A 23,182-nucleotide genomic window follows, 5' to 3' on the forward strand; every position below is an offset into this window, starting at 1 on the left:
GGTCCCCGCCGATGTGTGTCCGGGCGCTGGTGATCAGGGCATCCGGTGCGGAACGTCGGTGATCAAGCCGCCGTCCATGACGAATTCCGATCCGGTCGCGTACGACGACTCGTCGCTGGCCAGAAACAGCACGAACGTCGACACCTCGTGCGGCTCGCCGAGGCGTCCCATCGGGGCCGCCACCAGATCCTCGGGCATGTGTGCGGTCATCGGGGTCCGGATCATCCCCGGGTGCAGCGAGTTGACCCGAATGTTGTTGCCGGCCAATTCGAGTGCTGCCGACTTCGTCAGTCCGCGGATCGCCCACTTGGAGGCCACGTAACCGTGGTTTCCCGGGGTTCCGCGCATCGCCTGGATGGACGACATGTTGATGATGGAGCCGCCGCCGGCCGCAGTCATCGGTTCGATCACCGACTTGATCCCGAGCATGGTGCCGGTCAGGTTGACGTCGATCACCCGTTGCCAGCGCTCGGGTTCGAGGTTCTTGAGCGTGCGGCGGTACACGATGCCGGCGTTGTTGACCAGGACGGTCAGGCTGCCGAATTCGCGCACGGTGAGTGCGACGGCGGCCGACCAGTCGTCGGGATCGGCGACGTCGAGGTGGACGTAGCGGGCGGCCTCGCCGAGTTCGGCGGCCACCGCCGCCCCCTCCTCGTCCAGCACGTCGCCGAGCACCACCTTGGCGCCCTCACTGACCAGGAGCCGGGCGTGCGCCGCCCCCATGCCACGCGCGGCACCGCTGATCAGGGCGACCTTGCCCTCGACACGTCCCATGCGCGGCACGGTACTCCAGAGCGCACGGCTCGGGTGCAGGCTACCTCCGCGTTCGCCCGCCAAACAGCCCTGCCGGGGCTAAGGTGAGCGGCTGTGTTGGAGGTGATCGACAAGGGTGGGGCCACTGCCACCCACGCCACGCCGCTGTTGTTCGTGCACGGCGCCTTCCACGCGGCATGGTGCTGGGACGACCACTTTCTGGACTACTTCGCCGAGCGCGGCTATCACGCGCTGGCCCTGAACCTGCGTGGCCACGGCGGAAGCACGTCGCCGGCACCGATCAACGAATGCAGCGTCTTCGACTACGTCGCGGACGTGAATACCGTGGCCGACGGCCTGCCGGTGCGGCCGGTGGTCATCGGACACTCGATGGGTGGCTTCGTGGTGCAGAAGTACCTTGCGGTGCACGACGCGCCGGCCGCCGTCCTGGTCGCGTCGGCGCCCCCGACCGGTATCGCTCCCGCGACAGTGCGGGTGGCCCGGCGGCACTGGCGTCAGTCGATGCGCACCCGGTCGCTCAGTAGGCCGCTGGATTTCTTTGCTGCACCGGGTGTTTCGCGCGCGACCTTTTACCATTCCGCCACACCCGACGACATCGTCACCGCCTGCGTGTCGCGGCTCGGTCCAGAAAGTGCCCGGGTCCTCTACCGCGATCTGCTCTACCGCCACCTCGCCCGGCCCAAACAGGTCACCACCGAGGTGCTGGTGCTCGGTGCCGAACTCGACGGGTTCTTCACCCCGCGTGAGGTGGCCGCCACAGCCCGGGCGTACCGCACCGAGCCGGTGATGTTTCCTGCCATGGGGCACAACATGATGCTCGAGCGCGGCTGGTACGAGGTGGCCGATCACATCGACCGGTGGCTGCGGGCCACGCTGGGCTGAGCCGGACGTGACCGCGGTCAGCCGGCCGCCGGCCGCAACCCCGCCAGCATTGCCTGCACTCCGACCTCCCACCGGCGGTCGACCGACTCCGCCGTCGTGCCCAGCCAGCGGCCGGCCTCCTGGACCGCCAAACCCTGTGCCAGCGCCAGCAATACGTGGGCGATGTCGACCGGATCACCGGCGAGCAGCCCGGCGTCGGCACAGCGTTGGACCTTGCCGACGAGGATCTCGCGCACCGTCGGCGCGGCTGCCAGCTGCTCGGGATCAGGATCGAGATCCTGGAACGGCCTGCTGAACATCACCCGCGCCAGCGGCGGATAGTCCAGGCAGAACCGGCGAAACACCGGTATCGCCGCCCGCACGTCGGCCAGCGCGTCGTCGGTCTCCCCGATTGCGGTCAATTCGGTTCCCAGCCGGCGGAAACCCTCGAAGAACACCGCCCGTAGCAGACCGGCCTTGTCGGAGAACAGCTCGTAGACCGCCGGCACCGAGGTGCCTGCTCGTTCGGCCACCCGCCGAGTGGTGAAGCCGGACATGCCGTCTTCACACAGCGTCCTCACCGCGACGTCGATCACGCGATCGCGCAGCTCGGGAGTGCGCTGCTTGATCCTGGGCACGGACTAGGAGAGCCCGAACTCGGAGCCGATGTTGTCGATGCCCGCGCGCATGGCGTCCAGCGTGGCCTGGCGGGCGCGCAGCTTGCTGGCCACGTGTGCGCCGGCGCTCAGCGTGGTGAACTCGCGGGCGGCTTCCTCGGCGCGCGAGAGCACCAGGTCGTTCAGCACGATCTCGTCGACCCAGCCGCCGGCCAGGGCCGTCTCGCCGAGGAAGATCTTGGCCAGCCCGACGGCCTGCTGGTAGGCCGACGGGGTGAGCCGAAGCCGCAGGATCTCCAGCGCGGGGTAGGGCAGCACCATCCCGATTGCGACTTCGTTGGCCTGAAAGTTGTACGTGGGGCCGGTAATCCGATGATCGGTGCTGCATGCCAGGAATGACCCCATGGCGATGGCGTGGCCGGTGACTGCCGCGACGACGGGCTTGGGGAACGACAGCAGCCGGTGGGACAGGTTGAATCCGGCTTGCAGCATCTCGATGGAAGCCTGGATGTCGCCGGAGCGGAACACCTTCAGGTCGAAGCCGCCGCTGAACACCCGCTCGTTTCCGGCGATCACCACCGCGCCGGCGTCCTCGGCGAGCGCGCGGTCCAGATTGTCGTTGATCTCGCCGAGCATGGCCGGGCTCAGCACGTTGACCTTGCCGTCGTCCATCGTGAGCACGGCGATCGCGTCGTTCTTGCGATAACTGACCGATCCGCTCATGGAGGCTCCTTCGTCGCAGCGTCGAATTTCGTATCGACGTTACGTAACGAGGTTCCAATTGCCAAGAGGCAATCTCGGCTCAGCCGTGCCGGGGCAGCCGAACGACCTCGGTGGGATGCTCGAATCGCTCGCGCCGCCACCGGCTCTGGGTCTCGTCCGCGGCGCGCTTCATCCGGTCGATCTCGGCCCGCAATACGTCGACTCGGGCCTCCTTGGTGGCGTAGTGGAAGTAGTCGAGGGTGGTGCGCAACAGTTCGAGCTTCTCGCGCTCGCGCTTGGCCAGGTCGTGTCCGGTCATCATCTCCACACGGCGCACCGGCTGCAGCGACTCCCAGTCCAACACCACCTTGGTGCGATACACCGCGCGCTTGCGGCCGAAGGTTCTGGCCCGCCACCCCTGTGGTGCGGGACGGTCGTAATAGGAGACCACCCCTTCGAATCGTGAGTCGATCGACGGGCCGAACTGGTTACGATCCAGCGCGGAATCCCACACTGTGCGCCATTCCTGGGTGGGTGCGAGCTCTGGAATGCCCTGCGGCAGCGTCAATTCCACGATGTCGGTGAACCCGTCCTCGGCGTGCTCGTAGCGAGCAACCGTCGGCGGTTTGTCGAAGGTGAACCCCACGTCGTAGGCGGCCGTGCTGCCGTAGTTGCGGACGACCAGCTCGACGACGTGCCAGTCCGCCGCGTGCGGCTCCATCACCATCGCGACGTGTGGCCGCACCTGCTTGGCATTGACGTGCTGGTGCCGGCGGATCTGCCGATGCGTGTAGAGCAGCGCCACCAGCCCCAGCAGCAGTGCTGCCCAGGCGGCTACCGCCAGCCACGTTCCGGCCCCGACCCCGGTTACATCTCCCCACAGATCCGCGAGACTCTCTCTCGCGTTTTCCACCCATCGCTTATATCACGGCAAACTGTCGACCGCAGTATTGACGCAGGTGAAACTTATTGCGGCTCAGGACAACCGGCGCTGCGCGGCCAGCGGGCTGGCCGCGGCCAGCGCCCGCCGGCGTCGCGCGGCGAGGGTAACCGGCAACACCGCCCCGATCCCGCACGCCTGGGCGAACTGCTGAGCGGTGAGCCCATCGGCGGAATTCATGTCGCAGCGCCCGAACGGCGGTGCGCCCTCAGGTAATCCACCGCCGTACCCCTGCCCATCGGTGTACTGGTGAGCGACCTTGCCCGGATACGGCGGGTTCGAGCCGTAGGCGGCGACGACCAGGCGCAGACCCGCCGGCTTGGTGGGCCACAGGCGGTTCAGATCCCCGACGTTGCCGTAGCCGATCACCTTGGCCGCCGAGCCGACGTACGCCCCGACCGCGTCGTAGGCGGCGTTGATCCCGGCGGACTGGTCGCCGGAGATCTGCCCGCCCCACGACTCGACGTCGATCATCACCGCCATCCGCGGATGTGGCGCGCGCACCTGGGAGATGAAAGTGTTCACGGTGTCGCGCCAATTGGGCCGCCAGACGAAGTAGGCGATGAAGAACGTCAACCGCCCGGCATCGACATTGCGCAGGCACCAGGCGTAGTTGTTCACCCATCGGCGGTCTCGGTAGGTGCCGTCACAGGCCCGGATGCACAGCACCGGATACGGGTAGGTGTCGTTGACGCCGACCTGCCATTCGGAGACATCGGCGTAGAGCGTGTCTGCCATCGAATCTTCCCGGCTGTCAATCAAATTGGGGGCGGTGCCCCTGCGGTCAGGTTACCGCGTCGAGGCGCTCAGCCACCCATCAGCGTGCGCCACTGGTCCAGGTTGGACGCCTTGTACACGTAGTTGGAGCGCTTGACCTCCGACAGCGCGGCGCTGGGCTCGATGGAATACCAGTGTCCGGGAAACACCGCCGGATCACCGGACAGCGCCGCCAATTGCTGGAGGCTGCGGAACATCTCGTCGACATCGCCGCCGGGGAAGTCGGTGCGTCCGCAGCCGTCGAGGAAGAGCGTGTCCCCGGCGACCAGGCGGCCGTCCAGCAGGAAGCACTGGCTGCCCGGCGTGTGGCCGGGGGTGTGCAGCAGCTCGATGTCGATGGCGCCGACGGCCACCTTGTCGCCGTGCTCGTGCGCGGTCAGCCCGCTCATCGGGATACCGGTCACCCGGGACACCCAGAGCGCTTCGTGGGTGTTGACGTGGACGGGCACCTCGGCCCGCTCCAGCAGTTCGGCCAGGCCCGCCAGCGTGAAGCCCATCATCGATCCGCCGACGTGGTCGGGGTGGTGGTGGGTGACCAGCACGCCGGACAGATGCATGCCGTCGGCCTCGAGGGCGTCGACCAGGTCGCCGGCCGCATAGGCCGGATCGACGACAACGGCGTCGCCGGTCTCGCGGTCACCGATCAGGTACGCGAAGTTGCGCATCTGCTGGGCCATCATGTCGCCGGCGGCGAAATCCCGGCCGGACAGCAGCTGGCGGAAGTACAGACGGTCGGTCGAGGCCATGGCCACACAGTAGATCGCCCGGTAGTGGCTCGACCAGCCGTGCTCGCTCTCGTTCGCGGGTCATTTCGCGCCCGCGACGAGCGGTTTGGCTCAGTCCCGCGCCACGCTGTACCCTCTTTAAGGCCCACGCCGCGCCGCAGGTTGCGTCGGGGGTCAGGCCCCCTTAGCTCAGTCGGCAGAGCGTTTCCATGGTAAGGAAAAGGTCAACGGTTCGATTCCGTTAGGGGGCTCGGTGGACGCGAGCGGGGCTCCGCCCGCGCCTATCGGGGCGGTGTAGCTCAGCTGGTTAGAGCGCACGACTCATAATCGTGAGGTCGGGAGATCGAGCCTCCCCACCGCTACTAGTAGACGCAAACGAGAACGTGAAAGAAGGCAACGGACGTGGCCTCCAGTACTGACGTACGGCCGAAGATCACTTTGGCCTGCGAGGTGTGCAAGCACCGCAACTACATCACCAAGAAGAACCGCCGCAACGACCCCGACCGGCTGGAGCTGAAGAAGTTCTGCCCGAACTGCGGGCATCACCAGCCGCACAAAGAGTCGCGCTGATTTGTCGGCCGTCTGTCGACGGCCCGGTAGAAGTGCCGAGGTTGACTAGGTAGGTTTCTGTTCCGTGGCATTGTCCGAAGCTTTGATCGGAACGCACTACCGCCATCCCGAGTCCTATGTGGTGGAGCGCGAGAAGATCCGCGAGCACGCCAACGCCGTCAAGAACGACCATCCGGCGTTCTTCTCCGATTCGGCGGCCGCCGAACTCGGCTACGACGGCGTGCTGGCGCCGCTGACCTTCATCAGCATCTTCGGCTACACGGCTCAGACCGCCTTCTTCGCCGACGCCAACATCGGCCTCACCGACAAGCAGATCGTGCAGGTCGACCAGGTCTTGAAGTTCCGCAAGCCGATCACGGCCGGGGACACGCTCTTCTGTGACGTCTACGTGCATGACATCCGGCAGGCGCACGGCACCGACATCATCGTCACCAGAAATGTCGTCAGCAACCAGGACGACGAGGTAGTACAGGAGACCTACACGACGCTTGCCGGGCGGAGTGAGGAAGACGGAGAGAGTGGCTTCAACGATGGCACTGCGTGAGTTCAGCTCGGTCAATGTGGGTGAGGAGCTGCCTGAAAAGGTCATCACCCTGACCCGCGCCGACTTGGTCAACTATGCCGGTGTGTCCGGCGACCTCAACCCGATCCACTGGGACGACGAGATCGCCAAGCAGGTCGGCCTGGACACCGCGATCGCCCACGGGATGCTCACCATGGGCCTCGGCGGCGGCTACGTCACCTCCTGGATCGGTGATCCGGGTGCGGTGACCGAGTACAACGTGCGCTTCACCGCGATCGTCCCGGTGCCCAACGACGGCGTCGGCGCCGAGATCGTCTTCTCCGGCAAGGTGAAGTCCGCCGACCCCGAGACCAAGTCCGTGACCATCGCGCTGACGGCCACAACGGGGGGAAAGAAGATTTTCGGTCGCGCCGTGGCGATTGCGAAGTTGGCGTAACCATGGCACTCAAGACTGACATCCGGGGAATGGTCTGGGAGTACCCCGACACCTTCGTCGTAGGACGCGAGCAGATCCGCCAGTACGCCAATTCGGTGAAGGCCCACGATCCGGCCTCGATCGACGAGAAGGCCGCGGCCGAACTCGGCCACTCCGGTCTGGTGGCACCGCCGACCTTCATGTCGATCCTGGCCGTGATGATCCAGCGGCACTTCTTCCAGCATGTCGACGTCGGTTTCGAGACCATGCAGATCGTGCAGGTGGACCAGAAGTTCAAGTTCTACCGACCCATCGTCGAAGGCGACGCGGTCAAGGGAACGATGTACATCGAGTCCGTCGACGAGCGGTTCGGTGCGGACATCGTCACCACCCGCAATGTGCTGATCGACCAGCACGGCGAGGTGGTCATGGAGTCCTTCACCACGCTGATGGGTCACGAGGGCGACAACTCGATCTCGGCCGGCTGGGATCCGGAGACCGGACAGGTGCTGCGCAAGCCGGTGGCCCACGACTGACAGCGGGATTAACACTCGTCCGATGTGCCGTTGTACACTCGGACCTCGGGGTTTTCCCAGATAAGCGCGCTGTCCGTCGGTTCGGGTTGACCGAACGGGGAGCGCGCGACCTATGTGGGGCAAACCTTTGCAGAGGGGCGTAGCTCAACTGGCAGAGCAGCGGTCTCCAAAACCGCAGGTTGCAGGTTCAAGTCCTGTCGCCCCTGCAATAACTGAATAAGACTGGACTGGAACATGGTGGACACTGGAGGGTGCACACCGGGCTGGGGTACTCAGCCCTGACGGACTCGACACAAAGGAGCATGCGGTGAGCGACGAGCGCGACAGTGCTGACGCCGCAAGCGACAGCACCGAGGACACCACCGGCGGGCAGACCGTCGTCGTGACCCGACCCGCGCGTCCCACCGGCAAGCGGTCCAGGCGCGCCGGGGCCACTGCGCTGGCCGAGCCGGAGGAAGTCGAATCGAGCGCCGAAGAACTCGGCGTCGAGGACAAGTCCGGCAAGAAGACGAAGAAGAAGACCAAGAAGGCCAAAACCGGTCCTTCGCGCAACCCGATCCTCTTCGTCTGGAACTACCTCAAGCAGGTCGTCGCCGAACTGCGCAAGGTGATCTGGCCCAACCGCAAGCAGATGGTCAGCTACACCACCGTGGTGCTGCTGTTCCTGGCCTTCATGGTGGCCCTGATCGGCGGGGTCGACCTGGGCCTGGCGAAGCTGGTGCTGTGGGTGTTCGGCTAGCCCGAGCATGGATGTTTTTAGAGAGGACTGACTACCGTGACAACCCCCGAAGGCGATACGCCCACGGGTGAGGCCGTCGACGTCATCGACGAGGCCGCACCTGAGCTCGAGGCGGCGCCTGACGCTGAGGCGCCGCAGGCCGCCGGCGAGGCCGCCGAGGAGGAACTCGATCCGGCCGCCGCGCTCAAGGCTGAGCTGCGCAGCAAGCCGGGCGACTGGTACGTCATCCACTCGTACGCCGGCTACGAGAACAAGGTGAAGGCCAACCTCGAGACCCGCGTGCAGAACCTCGACGTCGGCGACTACATCTTCCAGGTGGAAGTGCCCACGGAAGAGGTCACCGAGATCAAGAACGGCCAGCGCAAGCAGGTCAATCGCAAGGTCCTGCCGGGCTACATCCTGGTCCGGATGGATCTCACCGACGACTCCTGGGCCGCGGTGCGCAACACCCCCGGTGTCACCGGATTCGTCGGCGCGACCTCGCGGCCCACCGCGCTGTCGCTGAACGACGTGGTGAAGTTCCTGCTGCCGCAGGGCGCGGCGAAGAAGCCCGGCAAGGCGGCATCGACGGCTGCGTCGGCCGCCTCGTCCGAGGCCACGCTGGAGCGCCCGGAGATCCTGGTGGACTTCGAGGTGGGCGAGTCGGTCACCGTCATGGACGGCCCGTTCGCCACACTTCCGGCGTCGATCAGCGAGGTCAACGCCGAGCAGCAGAAGCTCAAGGTGCTGGTGTCCATCTTCGGCCGCGAGACACCCGTCGAACTGACCTTCAACCAGGTCGCCAAGATCTAGTAATCGGGCGCTTGCGCCCTCTGGAAAGCACAGTAAGGAAGTCGAACACCCATGGCCCCGAAGAAGAAAAAGGTCGTCGGGCTGATCAAGCTGCAGATCCAGGCCGGGCAGGCCAACCCCGCCCCGCCGGTCGGCCCTGCGCTCGGCCAGCACGGCGTCAACATCATGGAGTTCTGCAAGGCGTACAACGCCGCGACGGAAAACCAGCGCGGCAACGTCATCCCCGTGGAGATCAGTGTCTACGAGGACCGCAGCTTCACCTTCGCACTGAAGACCCCGCCCGCGGCCCGGCTGCTGCTCAAGGCCGCCGGTATCCAGAAGGGTTCGGCCGAGCCGCACAAGACCAAGGTCGCCAAAGTGACCTGGGATCAGGTGCGCGAGATCGCCGAGACCAAGAAGGAAGATCTCAACGCCAACGACATCGACCAGGCCGCCAAGATCATCGCAGGCACCGCCCGGTCGATGGGCATCACTGTCGAATAAGAACTGCAGGAACACGTGGGAGAGCCCGCTTCGGCTCGTGATGAGCGCTTGCGCGAAGAGCGATCAACACAGCACCACGACCTCTGAATTCAGGAGATACCAATGAGCAAGACCAGCAAGGCATATCGCGAAGCCGCCGAGAAGGTGGACCGCACCAAGCTCTACAGCCCCCTCGAAGCCGCCAAGCTCGCCAAGGAGACCTCGTCGAAGAAGCAGGACGCGACCGTCGAGGTGGCGATCCGGCTCGGCGTCGACCCGCGCAAGGCCGACCAGATGGTCCGCGGCACGGTCAACCTGCCCAACGGCACCGGTAAGACCGCGCGCGTCGCGGTGTTCGCGGTGGGGGAGAAGGCCGAGCAGGCCAAGGAAGCCGGTGCCGACATCGTCGGCAGTGACGACCTGATCGAGGCGATCCAGGGCGGCATGCTCGACTTCGACGCCGCGATCGCCACGCCCGACCAGATGGCCAAGGTGGGACGCATCGCCCGCGTGCTGGGCCCGCGCGGTCTGATGCCGAACCCCAAGACCGGCACCGTCACCCCCGACGTCGCCAAGGCCGTCACCGACATCAAGGGCGGCAAGATCAACTTCCGCGTCGACAAGCAGGCCAACCTGCACTTCGTGATCGGCAAGGCGTCCTTCGACGAGAAGAAGCTCGCCGAGAACTACGGCGCCGCGCTGGACGAGGTTCTGCGTGCCAAGCCGTCGTCGTCCAAGGGCCGCTACCTGAAGAAGATCACGGTCTCGACGACCACCGGCCCGGGCATCCCGGTCGACCCGGCCGTCATCCGGAACTTCACCGAAGAGGCTTAGACGCTCGAACAAGTGGCCACCTGCCCTGGGCAGGTGGCCACTTGTCGTTTCAGGACGCGGTCGGGTCGACAGGTACTTCGATGGTGGCCAGCAGAGCGCGATGGTCGGAACCGGGAATCGTGACGGTCTGGACGGACGTGGCGACGGAATTCCGTGTCAGCACGTGGTCGACTGTGAGCAACGGCGGAAACCATGTGTCGGCCGGATACGTCGGGGCGAAGCCGGCCCCGGACTGATTGACCGCGTCGGCGTAGCCGCCAGTGAGCAGATCGCGGAACTGGCGCATGTCAGGAGTGCTGTTGTAGTCACCACCGACGATCACCGCCGCCGGCCCGGCGATCCGTTCGAACGTGCGAAGCTGGGCTTTGGCACCCGTCATTCCGATACGCCAGTTGCTGACGGTGTTCCGCTCGCCCGCGACTGGTGAGTACACGTGGACGCTGGCGAGCAGCGGGTCGAAACGTACACCGGGGACATCCACTCGGGCCGCCGGCATTTTCACCGCACGGTGTCGGGGCACTGTCAACGCGGTCAGAGGGTAGCGACTCCAGATCCCGATTCCGGCCGAACCCTCAGCCGGAAGCAGATGCGAATAGCCAAAAGCCTTGGTGATGCCCGCTCGCTTGAGGTGTTGAACCGCCTCCGGGGTCAGCTCCGCCACGGTGATCACATCGGCGTTGCCCTTGGCCAGTTGGACCAACACCGCGGCGTCGGCCTGTCCCTTGCGCAGGTTCGACGACAGGACGCGAATCTGGATGCGTTGTGTCGACGTCCCGGGAACGCCGAGGTAGTACCACGTGACCTGGATAGTCAGCGACATCGCCAGCGTCGCCACGGTGAGTACGGCGACGATGCGTTGGTGGTACAGGACGGCCACCAGAGCTCCGACGATCGCCACCAGCAGGACGTAAGGTGAGCCGACCGCCAAGATCATCGACGGCACATTCGTGATCGGCTTCGCCCGCGCGACCATGGCGACGACAACGAAGGCTGGGACAGCGGCTAACGACAGCCCTTGCAGGACCCGTCTGGCCGACAAGAGACGTGTGTCCTCCTTGTGCGTCCGCATCTGACCGCACGCTATCAGTCCAGATCAGCGCATGCTGGTTGGGCTTATAGGGGCTGGAAGCTGGTGGTGCCTGGTCCAACGGCCGCGATGCCGTCAGTATGCTCCGTGATGACCGAAGACAGCGCGGACTGTCTTCAGCGCAATCAGCAAGTCGGACATCATCGACCAGTTTTCGACGTAGAAGAGGTCGAGTCTGACCGAGTCTTCCCACGACAGATCTGACCGTCCACTCACCTGCCAGAGACCAGTGATGCCGGGGCGCACCAGCAGCCGCCGCTTGGCGTGATCGTCGTAGGACTTGACCTCGTTCGCCAGCGGCGGACGCGGGCCGACGACACTCATATCCTGCTTGAAGACGTTGATGAACTGGGGGAGTTCATCGAGGCTGTACTTGCGAAGGAACCGGCCGACCGGAGTGATCCGCGGATCGCACCGGATCTTGAACAGCACTCCGCCTTCACTCTCGTTCAGAGCGGACAATTGCCCCAGCATCGTGTCGGCGCCGTCGACCATGGTGCGGAATTTGACCATTTCGAATGGCTGACCGTTCATTCCGATCCGCTCTTGGCGGTAGAAGACAGGACCCTTGCTGGTCAGCTTGATGGCGATCGCGATGGCGGCCAGAATCGGCAGCCCGAACACCAGCACGGCGCTCGAGAACGCGATATCGAAAAGTCGCTTCTGGAAGCGCTTTGCGCCGTGGTATTGCGGCTTTTCCACATGGATCAGCGGTAAGCCGGCGACGGGACGCATCTGTAGCCGAGGTCCGGCAACATCGACCACGCCGGGCGAAACCAGCAGGTCGATGTTGAGCTTCTCCAGCTCCCAGGACAGGTCCCGGAATCCGCGTCCGTCGAGGCGCTCGGTCGCCGTCACGGCCACCGCATGGCTCTTGGTGGCGGTGACCGCACCGACGACGTTTGACTCGTCCCCGAACGACGCAATCGATCCAATGCCGGGAACAGTGATTTCAGTCCTGCTGCGAGGGCCCGGAATGCATGCACCGACCACTTCGTACTCCGAGCTGTCCCGAGCGAGGGACCGAGTGAGGTCACATACCGCCCGTTCGCTGCCTACAACGAGGACACGGGTGATGCAGCGCCCATACTTCCTGCGAGCCCTGACCACCATCTGCCGACCCAACCACCGGAACAGGATGAGCAGCGTGATGCCGGCGGGAAGCGCGATCATCAGGTAACCGCGGGCAATCTCCAGTTTGAACAGCATCGACAGGATGGCCACGGTGCCGAACACCGACAACGTGGCCAGCCACACCCGCCGATACTCTTCGGCACCCGAACCGATGACGCGGGGCGAACGAGAGCGGTTGATCGACAAGGCCAACGTCCAGCTGACCGCGATTATCGTCGAGACGACGAAATAATTTGAGTTCTTGAAAGGCGCTTCCGTGGGTGGCAACGCCCCGAAACGCAGCCACTGTGCCAGACTGATCGCGGCGACGACGGCGATCAAGTCGGCGACCACCAGGCGCCGAGCGTATCCGAGCTGCCAGGAAGGAATAGCCTCCGTAGCTGGACCTACGTCCGCAGCAGCCACCAATCGTTCGTTAATTGCAGTCATCTTCCCCCCAAAACCGGCTCCCCCGCAGGACTGCGCGACTCTGTGAGAATCATGTCATATTGGTGGCGACGTCGCGCCTTAACGGCCGGAGCCGATCGACTTGCTGGCGGAGAGCTAATTGACGCCCGGCGCCGAACTGCGATGGCAGAACTCGATGACCGTCGGCAGTTGTTCGGCGATCAGGGCGCCGACCTCGGCGAAGAACGCGGCGTCTTGCCCAATGGGGTCGGCGATATCCGCCACATTTCGCGCCGGTAGCTGGGAACGGACCGCGGCCAGGTCTGCCAGATTCTGCGGCTCGCAGTTCGCGATCAAGAGGGAAGCCTCGGTCAGGGTGAAGGTCCTGCGCAGCTGGCGCGGAGCCAGCTCCAGGACCGCGTCGCGATGTCGCGTGGTCATCGTCAGCACCAGGTCGGCGTCCGAGGCGATCTTGGGCGTGATCTGTCGTGCGGCGAAGTCGGACGCGTCACCGCCCAGCTCTTCGAGGACACGGGCAGCGTCGGAGTGAATCGGATGATTGCGGACCGCCCGCGTTCCTGCGCTGGACGCCCGAAATCCGTCCCATTCACGCGACTCGGCGTAGGCCTGGGCAAGTCGCTCGGCGATCGGCGACCTGCAGATGTTTCCGGTACAGACAAATAGGACGTGCAGAGCTGAACTCCTCGGTTCGGCGTCGGATCCCCGGTATGCCGGAGATCCGACGCATACGCCTTGGTTCGCGGTGGTGTCGGTGTCACAGGTTAGCCGCTGAAGCAGAAGAGTGAGCGGTGGGCGAGATGCGGGGCTGTTTGTGGCGAGGAGAACGCCTGGTATCCGCGGTGGGAGACAAAGCTGCAGGTCGTCGGCGGCCGGACAGGCGATGCCGGGCTCTGCTGTCGTCGATGTCCGCCTGAAGGGTTGCGGGTGGGCTGCTATTGGTGAATGTTGGTCCCGTTGGGGGCCATAGGTTGTGGTCCCGTGAGGGCGGAGCGTCGTTGGCGCCGAGATGGCGCCGTACAGGGTAGGGGACAATGATGGGTTGCCGCATCGCCGTTTTCGGAACCGGTTACCTGGGTGCTACCCACGCCGCGTGCATGGCCGAACTCGGTCACGAAGTCGTCGGTGTCGATGTTGACGAGGCAAAACTCGCGCGATTGGCCGCCGGTGAGGCCCCGTTCTTCGAACCAGGCCTCAACGAGGTGCTCAAGGCCAACGTGGATGCCGGCCGGGTGCGGTTCACGACGTCGTACGAGGAGGCGGCGGAGTTCGCCGATGTTCACTTCATCGCCGTGGCGACCCCGCAGAAGCGGGGGGAGTTCGGTGCCGATCTCACCTACGTCGATTCGGTGGTCGCGACCTTGGCGCCGCTTCTTCGACGGCCCGCAGTCATCTACGGAAAGTCCACCGTCCCGGTCGGTACTGCCGCGCGATTGAGCGAGATGGCGCACGCGCTCGCGCCAGTCGGTGATGTGATCGAAGTGGCGTGGAACCCCGAGTTCCTCCGCGAGGGCTTCGCCGTGCAGGACACCCTGCATCCAGACCGGATCGTGCTTGGCGTCGACCAGGGCCGCACAGGACAAGCTGAGAAGTTGGCCCGGGAGGTGTACGGCAAGATCATCGGTGAGGGGGTGCCGTTCCTGGTCACCGATCGCGAGACCGCTGAGCTTGTCAAGACGGCAGCGAATGCCTTTCTGGCAACCAAGATCTCGTTCATCAACGCAATGGCCGAAGTATGTGAAGCCGCCGGAGCCGACGTTTCGGAACTCGCTGACGCCATCGGTTATGACACCAGAATCGGGCGGCGTTTCCTGAATGCCGGAATCGGCTTCGGCGGAGGCTGCCTGCCGAAGGACATCCGTGCGTTCATGGCTCGTGCAGGCGAGCTGGGCGCCAACCACGCGCTGACTTTCCTGCGCGAGGTCGACAGCATCAACATGCGGCGTCGCGTCAGGATGATGGAAATGGCCCGTGAGGTCGCGGGCGGCTCATTGATCGGTGTACGGGTGGCTGTGCTGGGCGCGGCATTCAAGCCGGACTCTGACGACATTCGCGATTCTCCGGCATTGAACATCGCGGGTCAGATTCAACTGCAAGGGGCGTCGGTATCGGTATACGACCCGCAAGCCATGGAGAATTCCCGACGGCAGTTTCCGACCCTGGATTACGCCAGTGACCTTCGTGCCGCGTGTGAAGGTGCAGACCTGACGTTGGTGCTCACGGAATGGGATGAGTTCCGTCAGTTGGACCCCGGCTACCTGGACACCATTGTCCGGCAGCGGCGGATCATCGACGGCAGAAATTGCTTGGATCCGGCGAAATGGCGCAACGCCGGGTGGATCTATCGCGGAGTCGGCAGGCGCTAGAGACAGCGAATTTCGACGGTCAGGCCGACCTCAGGATTCGCTGGAGAGCACTTCCATCAGGCGTGCAAGAAAACGCTCCTCGGAAAACGTCGCCGCCTGGGCGCGGATGACGTCGGGATTCCACACCTTGGTGCGGCTCTTTTCGACCGCTTCGCGGACGAGTTCAGGGACAGGCTGGTCGAAATAGAGCCCCGTCTCACCTTCTCGTATCGTGTCGAGAAAGCCGCCCCAGCGCAAGACGATTGACGGCTTTCCAAAAGTTGCCGCCTCGATCGGCGTCAATCCGAAATCCTCGAAGCTGGCGGCCAGTACCGCGACGCAGTGCGCGTACAGCCACCTCATCTGGGCGTCGGTGAGGTTTTTGACCATCAGAATCGATGGTCCGGCCTTCTGCCGGAGCCGGCGCTCTTCTGGTCCCGCGCCGACAACGACCAGGGGCAAACCCAACTCGTTAAATGCATCGATCACGACGTCGACGTTCTTGTAGGGAAGCAGTCGGGAGATACACAGATAGAACCCGTCCGCCGCTGCCGGCAGAGCTGCGATGTCGACGGGCTCTTGGGGCAGAGTCGGGTCGATCGAATGCGGAGCCGGCAGGACCTCGGCCTCGATCTTGTACGTTTCCCGAATTCGCTGCTGAACAGCCGTGGATATCGCGAAGTATTTCGTGGCCGTCGCCGCCTGCCGCTTGTCCCATCGTTTGAGCAGCGGCGAAAAGACCTTTAAGGCAAGTCGTTTGGCCGTCATCCGATCCGAACCGAGGTACGCGTCGGGTTGGTAGAGCCAGCGGGCCGGCGAATAGCAGTATACGATTTTCGTGCCCGACGTGCGGAATCCGTGGGCCCATCCGCTGCTGCTCGCGATGGTATGCGTGGCGTTGATCTTCGTGCTGCCGACCACCGCAGCCAGTAGCGGCAGGGCCAGCCGATGGAATTTGCGCAGCAGTGCAACTCGATTGAGCCAGCTGGGGCGAATGTCGTGCGCTTGAAATTCTGGGTAGGTCGAGCCCGGTTCGTACAGGGTGGTGTAGATCGGAGCCTCGGGAAAGGCGCGTGCTAGAGCCAGGACCACCTTTTCGGCACCCCCGCGCTGGGTGAGGTAGTCGTGCGCGATGGCGATGCGGTCGTCCTTGGACATGCAGCGATGATCTCACGACCGAATCAGATGGCTCGTGCTGTGGAGCGCACGACCGCGCTGGCCGGCTCGCTGCGCGGCGTGCGTGTTGCTGCGTATGCTCATTACCGGCTGGAAAGTGTGTGCCAGCTGGGATGTGAAGGAGTGGGGGCATGGGGGAGCCGCGAACGACCGCCCGGCCCGACGTCGACTGGGGTCTGTTTGTGCTCGTTGTCGTCGCGTCGCAGGGATTTTCCGCGTTCCTCCCAGGAGACCAGACGCGCAGCACCCTGATCCTCGCGACCGTTGTACTGATCGGTTTGGTGGTTCGACAGCTTGCCCAGGCATTGAGCGCAACCTGGCTCAGTCCGCTGGTGCTTTTCCTCGCGTTCTGGTTGGTCGGAGCCGCACTTCTCTCGCCACGGCCAATGGCGTCGCTGCCCCAGGTCGTGGTGCTGATTCTGATGGTCGTGTACACGACCACCAGACAGGGCACCACCAAGGACACCATTCACACGTTCGCGCTGGCGACGACATTCGCGCTGGTGCCCTCGATCATCGGCCTGGTCACTCCGATTCTGGCGCCGGTATTTGCGCATGCGGGCAGCGCGGGCGGCTATGCCGGTTATTTCTCGTGGAACAGCATGTCCGGAATGTGCGCCGCGGCCGCCCTGCTCAGCATCGTGTTGGCGTTCTTCTATTGTGGATTCTGGTGGTGGCAGGTGCCTGGCGCGGCCGGTGCCGTGTTGATCCTGGTGTTGTCGGACTCCGCAACCGCAGATGGTGCGGTGTTGGCCGCGTTCGCGGTACTGGGTTGCGTTGCGATTCTGCGTCGCGTCAGTTTGCGTAACCGGCGCCAGGCAGTCATCGGCGTCGGAATCATCGCCGTCTTGCTGGTGATCAAAGCGGTCAGCGACCCGGAGATCCTGCCGAAGATTTCGGAAGCGCTGGGGCGCACCGATACCGTCAGCAACCGAACCTACATCTGGAACTATGCGATGGACGGGATCGCCGAGGCGCCGTATTGGGGTTATGGCTTCGGGTTCTGGGGTTCCTACACCAAGAACTCGGCCCACAACGGCTTCCTCGATCTTGCGCTGACGGCGGGACTGCCCGCGGTCGGTGCCCTGGTGGTGATGATCCTCGCCGCCGTGGGACGGCTGGCTGTCGCGGCCAGTCCCATGCTGCCGCTGCTGGCGTTTGGCATCATGATCAATCTTGCGTTGTCGCAGTTGGCAATTCCGTCGGTGGCGTCGTTGGCGATTCTGCTCGCTGTCGGGGCGGCCGCCGGGTTCGGTGCAAGGACGACGGCACGCGCCGATGCGCCTCCGGGCGACGCTTCGACACCGGCACCCACCGCAGCCATGCGTTCGCTGTCGGGCACCGCTTAGACACGGGGTCCGGGACGGATGCCTTGTGCGGCAGTGGTTTTCCCGCGCTCGATGCGGCTGAGCGCCATTCTCCCGACGTGTGGGGCGTCGAGCGGGTGAGTCGTCCGGTCATCGACGCCCTGGATGCCGCCACAGGTCCTCGGCCGAGGCGTCCTGTCACTTCGCTCGAGAATGAGGGACATGATTACCGTTGCCCATGTTGACCACACCGCTGAGGCTGGAGGTGCCGAGCTCGCGCTCGCCCGGCTCGTCGAGAAGGATCCTGGGTGGATGCCCCTGCTGATGATTCCGCCGACGAGCTCTGAAAGTGACACATTCGCCGTCGTTCCACAGAAGTACGTGTCGCGGCTAGGTGTGTGGCAACCGGCCGGCGCAATCGGGGGCGGCCTCACCGGCCAATTGGCACTGTTCGCCCGGGCCTTCTATCAGGCCTTGGTAATCAGGCTGAACCGGTCGTTCCGGCGCGCTGAGGTCGTACACGCGAACACGAGCCGCGCGGCGATCATCGGCTGGCTTGCGACCGTCGGTTCGCGGCGACGACTTGTGGTCCATCTGCGTGACGCGGTCGACGTCGAAGCCTTGGGCTCACGGAACACCAAGCTGCTCAGCCTGATCCTGGGCCGTGCCGCGGGCGTCATTGCGAATTCGAACTACACGTTGCGCTCCGCACAGCCACATCTGCGGCCAGGAACTCCAGCCATGGTGATCCCTTCTCCGGTAGGCCTTTCCGACGAGCGGCCGGTCGGAGGAGTGCGCGACGACGTCCGGGTGGTGGGCATGCTGGCCCGGATCACCGAGTGGAAGGGGCAGGAACTCCTGATTGGTGCGTTCGCGGACGCGTTCGCGGGGTCTACGGTCACGCTTGAACTGGCGGGCTCGCCGGCCTTCGGGCAGGACGCATATCTGGAGCACCTCCGCACCGTCGTGCGGGACCTCGGCATCGAGCAGCAGGTGCGGTTTTTGGGACACGTCAGCGACATCTGGCCATTGCTGGATTCCTGGGACATCTGCGTGCACGCGTCTTTGCACAGCGAACCGCTCGGCCAGAATGTGTTGCAATACCTCGCTGCGTGCCGACCGGTGATCGCGGCGAATGCCGGGGGCCCGACGGAATGGGTCAAGCAGGGTCATACCGGCCTGCTGTTCGAGACGGGCAGCCGGGCGGCACTCGGCTCGGCTCTCGAGACGTTGCGTGACGACGCCGAGCTCCGAAGGGCGTTGTCGGCGAACCTCGCTCGGGAACGGCCAGTGCCCACCGATGAGGCAGTTCGCGAGATTTACCGCGAGTTCTTCGAATCTGTCCGTCTCCGCTGACGCGCTGGTAGCGATCCCACGGCGTCCTTCTCGGCCCGAGCGGGGCGCGCCACGGTTGGGCCGAGTTACGATACGACCGCGGGACGCTACGGCGAGCGAGCGACGGGGGCCCATTGACCGAGCACACAAAGACCGCCCTGATCACGGGGATCACCGGGCAAGACGGTGGCCATCTGGCACCCCTCCTGCACGAGAAGGGCTACGAGGTCTACGGGATCATCCGTGGCCAGAGCAACCTCAAGAAGGAGAAACTCCTTGAGGAGTTTCCCTTCGTCAAACTGATCGAAGCGGATCTGCTCGACCCGTCGTCGATCATCCGCGCGGTTGAAGAGTCCGATCCCGACGAGTTTTACAACCTGGCGGCCATCAGTCATGTCGGGTACTCGTTCAAGAACCCGACGTTGACATTGGACACCACCGCCGGTGGCGTGCTCAATTGCCTGGAAGCCATTCGGATGACCGGCCGTGCCGACAAAACTCGGTTTTACCAGGCCTCGACCTCAGAAATGTACGGCGGACTTGATTACAACCGCCCGGGGCTCGGATATGACGAGCGATCGCTTTTTCATCCCCGAAGCCCCTACGGCGTCGCGAAACTTTACGGTCACTGGATAGCCAAGAACTACCGGGAGAGCTACGGCATCTTCGCCGCGTGTGGAATCTTGTTCAACCACGAGGGGGAGCGTCGTGGCGTGGAATTCGTGACGCGGAAGATCACCCATGCGGTGGCTCGTATTCATCTCGGCCTGCAGGACACGGTGAATCTCGGCGATCTGTGGCCCAAGCGTGACTGGGGGTACGCCGGCGACTACGTGCGGGGCATGTGGCAGATGTTGCAACACCACGAGCCCGACGATTTTGTCCTCGCCACCGGCGAAACCCATTCCATCGAAGAATTCCTCACCCAGGCATTCGCCGAAATCGGTATCGACGACTGGACACCGTACGTCAACCGGAGCCAGGCGCTCATCAGACCCGCGGAGGTCGACATCCTGCTGGGCAACCCGACCAAGGCGGAAACCGTGCTGGGTTGGGGGCGCGAGGTCGGCTTCACCGACCTGGTACGCCTGATGGTCCAGCACGACATCGCGGATCAGCGGGCGCGCAGCACCGTGCTCGCGTCGCAGACCGAGCGATGACCTTCGCGCGACCTGGCGATCGAATAGCGGTAAGTGGAGCAACAGGATTCGTCGGGCAGACGTTGGTGTCGCGGCTCTGCGCCGATGGCTACCGGGTGGTGGGCATCTCGGAGCGCCCGGAGCCGCCGCCGACCATAGCCGACATTCTCGACGACTACTGCGCCGCGGACCTGACGGCAGGCTGGCCGGTCACCGGGCCCGTCGGCGGGATCATCCATCTGGCTGGCCTCGCCGCGGTCGGTCCGTCATTCGATCATCCGCAGGATTACCTCGCGACGAACAGCGCGATGGTCACTCACCTGTTCGAGTGGGCCCTTGCCGAGCAGTGGAACGGTCGCGCACTCATCGTCAGTTCAGGCGCGGTTTACGGCGGTGAACTGGACGGGCACAGCTTCACCGAAGAGTCCCCGGTGGTGGCGACGTCGCCCTACGTGGTCTCCAAGCTGTTGGTGGAACTGCAGACGGAGTACTACCGCCGTCGCGGAATCGACGCGGTCATGGTCCGGCCGTTCAATCACATCGGCCCGGGCCAGCGGCCCGGCTTCATCGTTCCGGACCTGGCAGCCCGGCTCGCCGAATGGCAACCGGGCAGCGCGCTGCCGGTCGGCAATCTGGACTCCGCCCGCGACTACACCGACGTTCGCGATATCGCGGTCGCCTACCGCATGTTGCTGGAACTGCCCGCACCGCAACACAGCACCTACAACGTGTGCAGCGGCACGTCTCGCTCGGGATGGGAGATTCTCGCCGCAGTGTGCGCGGCCCTCGGAAAGCCGGTGCCACCTACGACTGGGACAACCCAGCGCAGCATCGACCCGTCGGTAATCGTCGGCAACGCCGAGCGGCTCTCCGAAGAGACGGGTTGGACGGCCACGGTGGATCTTCAAAAGTCGATCCACGACTTCGTCACGTCGGTCGACGGGTCTGACCAGGCTCGTTCCATCGACCGATGAGCCGACCCGACTGCCGATATAGTATTGCTTCTGCTCAATTGCCGACTGCGACTAGGGGGAGTTGCGATGCCGGACATGCTTGACCAGCTACTCGCGCGATCCAGGGGAACCCGCGAGAACCCCGCCGTGCCACTGAACTCGTTGCAGATCGCCACCCGGGATGCCGTGCTGGGTAAGTACGCCGACGGTACCTATGCAACGGTCGAGGTGGCGTGCCTCTGCGGCGCTCGGGGGGGTCAGCTGGTCGCTGAGCGCGATCGTTACGGGCTGCCGTCGCCGAGTGTGCTCTGTCTCGAGTGCGGTGTGGTCCGAACCTCGCCACGCCTCGCAGATGACAGTCTGTCGGCGTTCTACGACCACGAGTACCGCCCGCTCTACACCGGCTCGGTGCAAGCCCAGGACAAGTTTCTCGAACTCCAGCGCATCCGCGGGGAGAACATCAACCACTTCCTCACCGGTGTGCTCCCGGCCGGAAGCCGGGTTGTCGACATCGGCTGTGGTGCAGGGTTCACTCTGCTGTCGTTTCGGGAGTCCGGACACCGTGTTGCCGGCTGCGATCTCGGGTCCACCTTTCTCGACGCCGGCCGCTCCCGCGGTCTCGATTTGCGCCACGGAGACCACACCAGCCTCGCCGATCTGGCGCCGTTCGATCTCGTCATCTTGTGTCACGTCTTCGAGCACATCGCCGACCCGCGAAAGCTGATGGATGACTTGAAGCCGATGCTCGCCCCGGGTGGGTTGGTGTACATCGAACTGCCCGGCCTCCGAGCCATCCCGGGCTCGTTCGGCGATCCACTGCGCTATTTCCAGAATGCCCACCTGTGGAATTTCGATCTCGGCAGCCTCACCGCTGTTCTGGCCGGATATGGCTATCGGCAGGTGAAGGGCGACGAGTTCATCCGCTCGGTCTTCACCCCCGACCCGACGGTGGTTCCAGCAGATCAGGGTGGGTATGACCGCGCGGTGCAGGCGCTTTCGCATGCCGAGGCCATGCGACGTCGGTCCGATGCGCGCCGCATGGTCAGCGGCACATTGAAAGATGTCGGGCGAAAAGTGCTCGGCGGCGAGCGCGCGTCGAAATTGAAGCGCAAACTAGGGCGCGTCTGACGATCGCTTCGTAAGCTGGCGAAGCTCGGAGACATCGGGAGGCACAGATGATCGTTGTCGACCTCGCACGAATGGCGAAGCGAGGATTGGGTGCGTTCCGTGCGACCGCACCGATGGCGGCACCGGAATTTGACGACGTCAAAGGCTGGATGCAGACGGTACGCGACGAAGGTGTCTGCGCGATCCCCGGTTTCTATGATCCGGCGACCTGCGAGTACCTCCGTCAGGAGATTCTCGATGTGGCGGAACGGTTTCCCGCCGCGGTGCACAACAGGTCCAACGGAGCCGACCGCCGAGTTTTCGGCATCGAGCAGGTGGCCGAGGGTATCCGGGCGTTTGCCGACGAGCCTCGGCTACTCAACGCGGCCCGGACCGTACTCGGCGAAGACGCCGCCAACGCGTTCACCCTTGCGGGTGTGATCAGCTACACCGAGGGCAACTTGGGCTCGGGGGAGGGTTGGCATCGGGACAGCTTCTTCAATCAGTTCAAGGCGATCATCTATCTGACTGACGTCACCGAACAAAGCGGCCCCTTCGAGTACATCACGCGCTCACATCTGCTTCAGCAGAAGTTCGCCGACCACAAGAGATTCGGCATTCCGCTCGACACCGTGCGGATCGAGGATGCTGCTGCCCAGCGGTTGATCGCCGCGCAGCCTGAGCGGCATCGGGTGATGACTGCGACGATGGGCACGGTGGTACTTGCAGACACCACTGGCATCCACCGCGGTATGCCACTCCTCGGCGGTGAGCGGTTCGCGCTCACCAACTATTACTTCCCGCGTAAGGCCTTCAACGCCAAGCTGTTTGATCATTTCAGCCCTGTTCTGGGCCGCCACGTACCGATTTCGGCCGGCTAGTCCGGTGCGCTTGCCGGCAACGTGAAGCGTTGTCCGGCCGTGCGGT

Annotated in this window: 26 protein-coding genes and 3 tRNA genes; 19 read left to right on the forward strand and 10 right to left on the reverse strand. The window is 64.5% G+C overall.

Annotated features, from left to right (window positions below):
* Positions 1-33: 33 nt before the first annotated feature.
* The gene (locus MSZK_RS16410; protein WP_099249573.1) at positions 34-774 is read right to left on the reverse strand and encodes a glucose 1-dehydrogenase; all 741 of its coding nucleotides are present in this window, start codon (positions 772-774) and stop codon (positions 34-36) included.
* A gap of 93 nt (positions 775-867) precedes the next feature.
* Here MSZK_RS16410 and MSZK_RS16415 point away from each other — a divergent pair, with 93 nt between their 5' ends.
* Positions 868-1,656 (forward strand): alpha/beta hydrolase, encoded by a 789-nt coding sequence (locus tag MSZK_RS16415; RefSeq protein ID WP_099249575.1) that lies wholly within the window; start codon positions 868-870, stop codon positions 1,654-1,656.
* 17 nt (positions 1,657-1,673) lie between these two features.
* On the opposite strand, the gene MSZK_RS16420 is transcribed toward MSZK_RS16415, so the two are convergent.
* From MSZK_RS16420 to MSZK_RS16440, 5 genes are all read right to left on the reverse strand, one after another.
* On the reverse strand, positions 1,674-2,273 hold the full coding sequence (locus MSZK_RS16420; RefSeq protein ID WP_099249577.1) for a TetR/AcrR family transcriptional regulator: 600 nt from the start codon (positions 2,271-2,273) through the stop codon (positions 1,674-1,676).
* A gap of 3 nt (positions 2,274-2,276) precedes the next feature.
* The gene (locus MSZK_RS16425) at positions 2,277-2,975 is read right to left on the reverse strand and encodes a crotonase/enoyl-CoA hydratase family protein (RefSeq protein WP_099249579.1); all 699 of its coding nucleotides are present in this window, start codon (positions 2,973-2,975) and stop codon (positions 2,277-2,279) included.
* Positions 2,976-3,054: 79 nt separating this feature from the next.
* A complete protein-coding gene (locus tag MSZK_RS16430; RefSeq protein WP_099249581.1) occupies positions 3,055-3,867 on the reverse strand; it encodes a hypothetical protein in 813 nt (270 codons plus the stop codon).
* 63 nt (positions 3,868-3,930) lie between these two features.
* Positions 3,931-4,632, reverse strand: coding sequence for a hypothetical protein (locus tag MSZK_RS16435; RefSeq protein WP_099249583.1), 702 nt, complete (start codon positions 4,630-4,632; stop codon positions 3,931-3,933).
* 68 nt (positions 4,633-4,700) lie between these two features.
* Entirely contained in the window at positions 4,701-5,417 is a 717-nt protein-coding gene (locus MSZK_RS16440) for an MBL fold metallo-hydrolase (protein ID WP_099249585.1), read from the reverse strand.
* A 157-nt stretch (positions 5,418-5,574) separates the two neighbouring features.
* Between MSZK_RS16440 and MSZK_RS16445 the strand changes: the two genes are divergently transcribed.
* The 11 genes from MSZK_RS16445 (at position 5,575) to rplA (ending at position 10,267) form a co-directional block, all read left to right on the forward strand.
* Positions 5,575-5,647: transfer RNA gene (locus MSZK_RS16445), tRNA-Thr, on the forward strand.
* Positions 5,648-5,684: 37 nt separating this feature from the next.
* Positions 5,685-5,758: transfer RNA gene (locus MSZK_RS16450), tRNA-Met, on the forward strand.
* A gap of 40 nt (positions 5,759-5,798) precedes the next feature.
* Complete coding sequence (gene rpmG / locus MSZK_RS16455; RefSeq protein WP_083118336.1) at positions 5,799-5,966, forward strand: 50S ribosomal protein L33; 168 nt, start codon at positions 5,799-5,801, stop codon at positions 5,964-5,966.
* Positions 5,967-6,030: 64 nt separating this feature from the next.
* Positions 6,031-6,510, forward strand: a complete 480-nt coding sequence (hadA, locus tag MSZK_RS16460; RefSeq protein WP_099249587.1) for a (3R)-hydroxyacyl-ACP dehydratase subunit HadA — start codon at positions 6,031-6,033, stop codon at positions 6,508-6,510.
* The gene (gene hadB, locus MSZK_RS16465) at positions 6,497-6,925 is read left to right on the forward strand and encodes a (3R)-hydroxyacyl-ACP dehydratase subunit HadB (RefSeq protein WP_099249589.1); all 429 of its coding nucleotides are present in this window, start codon (positions 6,497-6,499) and stop codon (positions 6,923-6,925) included. The genes hadA and hadB overlap by 14 nt, the downstream gene beginning before the upstream one ends.
* 2 nt (positions 6,926-6,927) lie before the next feature.
* On the forward strand, positions 6,928-7,440 hold the full coding sequence (hadC, locus tag MSZK_RS16470; protein WP_099249591.1) for a (3R)-hydroxyacyl-ACP dehydratase subunit HadC: 513 nt from the start codon (positions 6,928-6,930) through the stop codon (positions 7,438-7,440).
* A 133-nt stretch (positions 7,441-7,573) separates the two neighbouring features.
* A tRNA-Trp gene (locus MSZK_RS16475) sits at positions 7,574-7,646 on the forward strand.
* Positions 7,647-7,747: 101 nt separating this feature from the next.
* On the forward strand, positions 7,748-8,179 hold the full coding sequence (gene secE, locus MSZK_RS16480) for a preprotein translocase subunit SecE (RefSeq protein WP_099249593.1): 432 nt from the start codon (positions 7,748-7,750) through the stop codon (positions 8,177-8,179).
* Between the two features lie 36 nt (positions 8,180-8,215).
* Entirely contained in the window at positions 8,216-8,971 is a 756-nt protein-coding gene (nusG, locus tag MSZK_RS16485; RefSeq protein ID WP_099249595.1) for a transcription termination/antitermination protein NusG, read from the forward strand.
* Positions 8,972-9,022: 51 nt separating this feature from the next.
* Positions 9,023-9,454, forward strand: coding sequence for a 50S ribosomal protein L11 (rplK, locus tag MSZK_RS16490; protein ID WP_099249597.1), 432 nt, complete (start codon positions 9,023-9,025; stop codon positions 9,452-9,454).
* Positions 9,455-9,556: 102 nt separating this feature from the next.
* Positions 9,557-10,267, forward strand: a complete 711-nt coding sequence (gene rplA / locus MSZK_RS16495; RefSeq protein ID WP_099249599.1) for a 50S ribosomal protein L1 — start codon at positions 9,557-9,559, stop codon at positions 10,265-10,267.
* A gap of 49 nt (positions 10,268-10,316) precedes the next feature.
* Here rplA and MSZK_RS16500 read toward each other — a convergent pair whose 3' ends face one another.
* The 3 genes from MSZK_RS16500 to MSZK_RS33045 form a co-directional block, all read right to left on the reverse strand.
* Entirely contained in the window at positions 10,317-11,201 is an 885-nt protein-coding gene (locus tag MSZK_RS16500) for an endonuclease/exonuclease/phosphatase family protein (RefSeq protein WP_233211349.1), read from the reverse strand.
* Between the two features lie 228 nt (positions 11,202-11,429).
* On the reverse strand, positions 11,430-12,917 hold the full coding sequence (locus tag MSZK_RS16505) for a sugar transferase (protein ID WP_099249603.1): 1,488 nt from the start codon (positions 12,915-12,917) through the stop codon (positions 11,430-11,432).
* Positions 12,918-13,031: 114 nt separating this feature from the next.
* Positions 13,032-13,928 (reverse strand): hypothetical protein, encoded by an 897-nt coding sequence (locus MSZK_RS33045; RefSeq protein WP_233211350.1) that lies wholly within the window; start codon positions 13,926-13,928, stop codon positions 13,032-13,034.
* 2 nt (positions 13,929-13,930) lie between these two features.
* Here MSZK_RS33045 and MSZK_RS16515 point away from each other — a divergent pair, with 2 nt between their 5' ends.
* Positions 13,931-15,259 carry a UDP-glucose/GDP-mannose dehydrogenase family protein gene (locus MSZK_RS16515; protein ID WP_099249741.1) on the forward strand — a complete coding sequence of 443 codons (1,329 nt, stop codon included), beginning with the start codon at positions 13,931-13,933 and terminating at the stop codon, positions 15,257-15,259.
* A 30-nt stretch (positions 15,260-15,289) separates the two neighbouring features.
* Here the strand turns inward: MSZK_RS16515 and MSZK_RS16520 are convergent, their stop codons facing one another.
* Positions 15,290-16,396, reverse strand: coding sequence for a glycosyltransferase (locus MSZK_RS16520; protein ID WP_099249605.1), 1,107 nt, complete (start codon positions 16,394-16,396; stop codon positions 15,290-15,292).
* A gap of 149 nt (positions 16,397-16,545) precedes the next feature.
* Here MSZK_RS16520 and MSZK_RS16525 point away from each other — a divergent pair, with 149 nt between their 5' ends.
* The 6 genes from MSZK_RS16525 (at position 16,546) to MSZK_RS16550 (ending at position 23,136) form a co-directional block, all read left to right on the forward strand.
* A complete protein-coding gene (locus MSZK_RS16525) occupies positions 16,546-17,763 on the forward strand; it encodes an O-antigen ligase (RefSeq protein ID WP_099249607.1) in 1,218 nt (405 codons plus the stop codon).
* Between the two features lie 123 nt (positions 17,764-17,886).
* Positions 17,887-19,077 (forward strand): glycosyltransferase, encoded by a 1,191-nt coding sequence (locus MSZK_RS16530; RefSeq protein WP_099249609.1) that lies wholly within the window; start codon positions 17,887-17,889, stop codon positions 19,075-19,077.
* A gap of 113 nt (positions 19,078-19,190) precedes the next feature.
* Positions 19,191-20,216 (forward strand): GDP-mannose 4,6-dehydratase, encoded by a 1,026-nt coding sequence (locus MSZK_RS16535; RefSeq protein WP_099249611.1) that lies wholly within the window; start codon positions 19,191-19,193, stop codon positions 20,214-20,216.
* Positions 20,213-21,169 (forward strand): NAD(P)-dependent oxidoreductase, encoded by a 957-nt coding sequence (locus tag MSZK_RS16540; RefSeq protein WP_099249613.1) that lies wholly within the window; start codon positions 20,213-20,215, stop codon positions 21,167-21,169. The genes MSZK_RS16535 and MSZK_RS16540 overlap by 4 nt, the downstream gene beginning before the upstream one ends.
* A 141-nt stretch (positions 21,170-21,310) precedes the next feature.
* Positions 21,311-22,276 (forward strand): bifunctional 2-polyprenyl-6-hydroxyphenol methylase/3-demethylubiquinol 3-O-methyltransferase UbiG, encoded by a 966-nt coding sequence (locus tag MSZK_RS16545; protein WP_158230593.1) that lies wholly within the window; start codon positions 21,311-21,313, stop codon positions 22,274-22,276.
* Between the two features lie 47 nt (positions 22,277-22,323).
* On the forward strand, positions 22,324-23,136 hold the full coding sequence (locus MSZK_RS16550; RefSeq protein WP_099249617.1) for a phytanoyl-CoA dioxygenase family protein: 813 nt from the start codon (positions 22,324-22,326) through the stop codon (positions 23,134-23,136).
* Positions 23,137-23,182 lie beyond the last annotated feature (46 nt).

Origin of the sequence: Mycobacterium sp. shizuoka-1, assembly GCF_002723835.1 — a bacterium.
GTDB lineage: Bacteria > Actinomycetota > Actinomycetes > Mycobacteriales > Mycobacteriaceae > Mycobacterium.